The sequence below is a fragment of the Exiguobacterium chiriqhucha RW-2 genome, assembly GCF_000416965.1.
In the GTDB taxonomy this organism is placed as follows: Bacteria; Bacillota; Bacilli; order Exiguobacteriales; family Exiguobacteriaceae; genus Exiguobacterium; species Exiguobacterium chiriqhucha.
Genome location: NZ_ATCL01000014.1, coordinates 699,693 through 705,844 on the forward strand (window position 1 = coordinate 699,693; position 6,152 = coordinate 705,844).

Consider the following 6,152-nt stretch of genomic DNA (forward strand, 5'->3'; position numbering starts at 1 on the left):
CGAATGGTTCGGAATTTGAAATGGCTCGGGGCCGCCTTTGAGGCGTTCCTCGGCATCCCGGCAATCGGTGGGCTGTTCATCATCAGTATGGGCTACACACCGCTCGGGTTCATGCTCGTGTTCCATATCGTCTTGCTCGTCTTATCGGTGTCGCGGCTGAAACGAATTTCGGTCGGGGCAATCGTCGGCATCACAGCTTCGGTACTCGGGGTCATCCCGCTCATTGGCATGGTGCTACACTGGGCAGCCGCGATTGCGCTCGCGCTCGATGCACTTATGACGACGCACAACGAAGAACGTAAGACAAGTGAAGATGACCGTTTTTAATCAAGACGCTCTCGGTGACAAGGGCGTTTTTTCATTGACCAAAACTTCAACTGAAAACGCTATACAAAAGCTGGGATTTGGACGATATAGTAGGTGATGAATTACACAGAGGAGGAACTCATAGTGAAGCTATTCAAAAACTTTACGACCCAACTGCTCGCTTGGATTTTGGTCACATCCTTTATCACGGGCGGAGCGGTCGGCTGGATCACGCTCTTACTGCTCACGGAGCTTGAGATGGCGAAAGGTCAGGTCATGCTCGTCGGGACGGCCGTGGCCTTGCTCATTTCAGGAATCGGCGGTGCCGTCATCTACTTGATCGCCCGTCGTCCACTCAAGGCAATCGAATTGGCCTCGGACAAGGCGGTCGAAGTCGGTAACGGCGACTTGACGGTCGTGTTCGCGGACGAGACGACGACAGACCGTTCTGAGATGGGACGCCTGCTCCTCTCGATGGACAACATGGTCGGACACTTGCGTGAACAAGGAACGAACATGCGCTACACGGCGGACCAGCTCACCGGTTCGGCGCAAGAAATCGCGGCAGCAGTTCAAGAAGGGAATATCGCCGGCGAGAATATCCGCCAAGCGATGGACGCCTTGAACAAGATGCTTGAAGACAACGTCAACGCGACGTATAGCTCGATGGATTTGCTCGGTGCCGTCGCCCGGACGATGGAAAACATCCGTCAAGAGATGGGCTCGGCGCTTGAATCAGCAAGTGAGATGCAACAAGAAGCAGAGAGCGGCAAAGGGCTCGCCTCGTCGTCGGTCGATGCGATGCATGCGATTGCGGGCAAAGTCGAACAGTCATCGACGCTTAACAGCAAGTTGACGGAGATGACAGGTGAAATTTCGCGCATTACGGACGTTATCAGTGACATCTCGGCGCAGACGAACTTGCTCGCCTTGAACGCGTCGATTGAAGCGGCTCGGGCTGGCGAACATGGACGTGGCTTCGCGGTTGTCGCGGCCGAGGTTAAAAAGCTCGCCGAACAGACGGCGAACTCGACGCAAGAAATCACGGATTTGATTGTCGACGTCAAACGTCTCGTCGGCGACACGTCGTCTTCGATGGCGAACGTGAAAGCGGAAGTGGAGACGGGCGTCGGTCTCGTCGAGAAGGCGGGCGGTGCGTTCGCATCGATTCACAACTCGGCGAACGAAGTGTACAGCCACGTCCATTCGGTCGATGCGCTCTTAGATGAGTCGCGTGGCCAGATCGACTCGGTCGTCACGAACTCGGCCGGCATCGTCGGCATGGTCGAAGAGGCGTCACGCTACGCGACGGAAGTCACGTCGGCGGCGAGCCAACAGGCGGCCAGTCTCGGTGAAGTGAACGGCGCGATGACGGAGCTCGTCCGTGTCGCGGAGAGTTTGCAGAACGAGACGGAGCAAGTGAAAGTGGAAGCGTAAGAAGGAGCGGCCCAGCGATGGGTCGTTTTTCTGTAGAAAACGATTTGTCAAAGGGTTATCGCGTATACTGAGTGTATTCGTAAGTGAGGGGTGACCAGGGTGGAGAAGTTTAACGTTGGCAAGGTGAACGAATTAACCGTCGAGAAAATGAATGAATTACTCGATTGGACGTATGAGAAATCGTTGAATGGCGTACCGACGATGGATACGGCGTATGAACTGGCGGAGGAATATACGAGAAAGTATGGCGTTGAAAAAGGGATTGATCGCTTAATTATGACCCAATTGGCCGCATGTGGGACTAGTGGATTCTTAGCGGGAGTGAGCGGCCTGATTTTGATGCCGGTCGCAATCCCAGCAAACGTCGGATCGGTTCTCTATATTCAAATGCGTATGATTGCGACGATTGCCGTCATGCGAGGGTATGACTTGAAGGATGATCAAATCCGGACATTCGTTTATATTGCGTTGACGGGAAAAGCAGCTGGTGAAGTGATGAGGAAAGCTGGGGTAGAAGTCGGGAAGAAATTGACCGTCAATATGATTAAGAAGATTCCTGGATCGACCATCAAAAAAATCAATCAGAAAGTCGGATTCCGCTTATTGACGAAGTTCGGGAATACGGGGGTCGTTAATCTTGGGAAGATGGTTCCGCTTGTCGGTGGTGTCATCGGTGGTACGTATGATGCGACGACGACAAAAGTGATTGCCAAGGCGGCGAAAGAACTGTTTGTAGAGTTGACACCTGAAGTGGTAACCATAACTGAATAATGAGAGTAGAGCGTATACGGAAGCATGCGTTTTTTTGTGTGATTGAGGAGTGTGTGAAAGAGGTTCGAACTCTGTCAGAACTAATAGAAAAAATCTCTTTTTGTACACGAAATGAGAAGAAGTACACAGTTTGAGAATAAATTTGTCAAAAACACTAAACACATTCGCGATGGCTCCGATATAGAGTATGGAAACGCAAAAACGTTACCAACTAATACAAGGTGAGGGGCCGGCCTAAGCCTTGTATGCTCGGACAAATGGATTTGGAAGAGCGGAAAAAACTTAAACCTATGGAGGGAAATTACAATGATTATCAACCACAACCTTAACGCTATGAACGCACACCGCAACATGTCAGCAAACACTTCAAACGCTGGGAAAGCAATGGAGAAATTATCTTCAGGCCTTCGCATCAACCGTGCTGGCGATGACGCAGCTGGTCTTGCAATCTCTGAAAAAATGCGTGGACAAATTCGCGGTCTTGATATGGCTTCGAAAAACGCACAAGACGGTATCTCAATGATCCAAACAGCTGAAGGCGCATTGAACGAAACACATTCAATCCTTCAACGTATGCGTGAACTTGCTGTTCAAGCATCGAACGACACGAACGTAACTGTAGACCGTGATGCAATCGGTGACGAGTTGGCTGAACTTGGTAAAGAAATCACACGTATCAAGGACAACACTGAGTTCAACGAACAGACTCTTTTAGACGGTACTGCAGGTAATGCTGGTACAGTTACATTCCAAGTTGGTGCTAACAACGCACAAACTATGACTGTCGACTTCACAACTGCTGGAATCAACTTGACTGATGTTGAAACAGCTGTTGGAACGTTGACTGGAACAAGCGTAGCTGATTCAGCAACTGCTACAGCGTTGATCGATACAATCTCGACTCAAATCGAAACAGTGTCAAAAGGACGTTCACTTTTGGGGGCAACTCAAAACCGTCTCGAGCACACAATCAACAACTTAAGCACATCTGCTGAAAACCTTCAAGCTGCTGAGTCACGCATCCGTGACGTTGACATGGCAAAAGAGATGATGAACTTCACGAAGAACAACATCCTTAACCAAGCTTCACAAGCAATGCTCAGTCAAGCTAACCAACAGCCGCAAGCTGTACTTCAACTTTTACGTTAATTTTAAGAATCAAACATTAAGCAAAAAGTCACTATTTCTAATAAGAAATAGTGACTTTTTGCTTAATGTTTTTTATTACCATCCGATACTACTAATGGAATATAATTCATTATTGAATTCTAAAAAATACAAATTAAGGATTGTGATTCTATGAACGCGCAAATTAAGAAGACTTTAACGTTATTAGTGATTTTCATAGTAATATTATCTCCAATAGTTCAAGCGGTGGATATTATTATTGAAGATCCAAAACCTGATACTACGCCTCCAACTTTAGTTGCCGTGGAAATTAAAGAAAGTGCGGTTACTCCAACGCAGTCTCAGAAATTTAGAGTTGAAACCACCGATGACTTATCGGGTGTAAAAACTGTCACAGCAGTTTTTAGGCATGATTCAGGAATATCTAAGTATATATATCTACACAAGAGTGACGGGTATTTCTTTGACGGTGTTTTTTCAGTGGATCGTTATGAAAAAGTAGGGGATTGGAAGTTACATACAATTGAGCTAACAGATAACAAAACTAACAGAACTACATATTACTCAACTGGTTCAGGCTATTCTAACACGTTCGACTTTTCTGAAAACTTTTTTGTAGTATCAGGGACTGAAGTACGTCCACCAGTTCTACGTCCAGATGATTTTGAAGCGCCTAAATTATCATCAATTACCGTGAATGCTGAGACAGACGAATTATTAGTTTCTCCTACGACTCCGTTATCAATAAAAGTTGAAGCGACAGATAATATGCTAGAAGTGGAGAGGGTTTATGTTAATTTTACTACTCCAAGAGGAACCAGTACTACAGCATATTTGTCATATAAAGCTACTACAAATACATTTGAAGGGTCTTTATATCCAAATCAATTTGAAGAGTTAGGCACTTGGAGAATATCTTCCGTATATTTAAGTGATGGTTGGAATACAAGAACTGTTTATAATTCATTGTTTTACCCAACTGCGACTGAAAAAATTGATATGGAAATCGATAGTTTTAAAGTAATTAATACGACTCCCGATTTTTCACCTCCAACGTTGGATGGTTTAGAAAGATCCCTTACCCGAGTATCTTCAAAGTTGGCTATTTATAAATTAGTTGCTACGGTCAATGATAATTTATCAGGAGTAAATTCAGTAAATGTGACATATTTAAAACCAAATAAATCAAGTTTTAATGTCCAATTCAGGAAATTGACTGACGGTAGATATTATGCTGAAATCCCAATTGATCAATATGATCAATTAGGAAAATGGACAATGCATTCGATGACGTTAAGAGATGCTAGATTCAACGATATTACTATATATAATTCTGAATTGAATACTTATGCGAACAATAAGAGAGACTTTAGTCCCTATAACTTTACTGTAAGAGGATTGATTTCGTTAGAACCCGTAGTTCCTTTTGGGATTGATTCTAATTACTCACAAATTGAAATTAACCCAGGTGAGACACAAGTGCTTACGACGTATTTAACTTATTCAGATGGAAGTGAAATTAATGTTAGTGCAACGAAAACTGGCACAATTTATTCTACAAATACAACAGAATTGAATATTGATGCCAATGGAACGATTACTGCGAGCGCGGATATTGTATCAGGTGAATACTTTATTGACGTGAAGTATGGCGCCTTCTATAAACGAATCAAAGTTTTGGTGCCCGGACAATACGAAAAGGAAAATCGTCTGATAGTATCTCCTTCAAATTTGTCACTCTCTAAAGGGGCGACTCATCAACTTAGGGTTTCAGCTGAAATTAATGGCAATTTATACGACATTAATGGTACTAATAACGATATCACGTACATCAATGAGTCTCCTCAGTTAGTATCGATAGATTCTAATGGATTAATTAAAAATTTAACTGATGCAGTTTTGAAGACTAAGATTGAAGTGCGGTATAGAGATTTGACGACTTCAATTGAAGTAAATTTAACTGGTCCACCTTCAATAGAAAAAGTAGTTAGCTCTCCTTCCGAAATCGAATTATTTAGAGGAGGGAATATTCAACTTAACAGTCGAGCGTTGTTCTCAGATGGTTCATCAGAGACCATATCTAACTCTTCAAACACTACTTATACTAGTTCTTTAACTAGTAGAGTAACTGTTGGCGGAACTGGGCTTATTGAAGTTCCTTTAGATGCATCTTATGGATTTGCTACAGTTACAGTTAAAAATGGTGCTAATTTTTCAAAGGTTATAGTAAAAGTGATTGAAGATTTAAGTAATGTCCTCTCTGAAATTGAGGTAGTCGATCCAGAATTAACAATGTATCGTGACGATAGTTATCAACTTGATGTAAAAGGTATATATCCAGAAGGTCAACGAGACATCACATCGAGCACAGAGGGGACGACATATGTGAGCTCTGTTCCGAGCCGGGTGAGCGTGGACGCCGAGGGTCTCTTGACGGTCCCGGCAGGAGCAACATACGGCGTAGCGACAATCACGGTGAAGAACGGGACGTTCGTGCAGAAGTTGACGGT

5 protein-coding genes are annotated in these 6,152 nt (G+C 44.4%); all 5 read left to right on the top strand.

Annotated features, from left to right (window positions below):
* Nucleotides 1-3 precede the first annotated feature (3 nt).
* Nucleotides 4-327, top strand: a complete 324-nt coding sequence (locus M467_RS23180) for a hypothetical protein (RefSeq protein WP_021066571.1) — start codon at nt 4-6, stop codon at nt 325-327.
* 123 nt (nt 328-450) lie between these two features.
* A complete protein-coding gene (locus tag M467_RS23185) occupies nt 451-1,743 on the top strand; it encodes a methyl-accepting chemotaxis protein (protein ID WP_021066572.1) in 1,293 nt (430 codons plus the stop codon).
* 99 nt (nt 1,744-1,842) lie between these two features.
* The gene (locus M467_RS23190; RefSeq protein WP_021066573.1) at nt 1,843-2,514 is read left to right on the top strand and encodes an EcsC family protein; all 672 of its coding nucleotides are present in this window, start codon (nt 1,843-1,845) and stop codon (nt 2,512-2,514) included.
* A 306-nt stretch (nt 2,515-2,820) separates the two neighbouring features.
* Nucleotides 2,821-3,663, top strand: a complete 843-nt coding sequence (locus M467_RS23195; protein ID WP_021066574.1) for a flagellin — start codon at nt 2,821-2,823, stop codon at nt 3,661-3,663.
* Between the two features lie 150 nt (nt 3,664-3,813).
* Nucleotides 3,814-6,152: hypothetical protein (locus tag M467_RS31695; protein WP_144060662.1), on the top strand; the 2,339-nt coding region annotated here is incomplete at its 3' end.

What these genes read in the sequence shown, in the direction of transcription:
- M467_RS23180 (WP_021066571.1), top strand. Translation starts at nt 4, where the DNA reads ATGGTTCGGAATTTGAAATGGCTCGGGGCCGCCTTTGAGGCGTTCCTC.
- M467_RS23195 (WP_021066574.1), top strand. Translation starts at nt 2,821, where the DNA reads ATGATTATCAACCACAACCTTAACGCTATGAACGCACACCGCAACATG.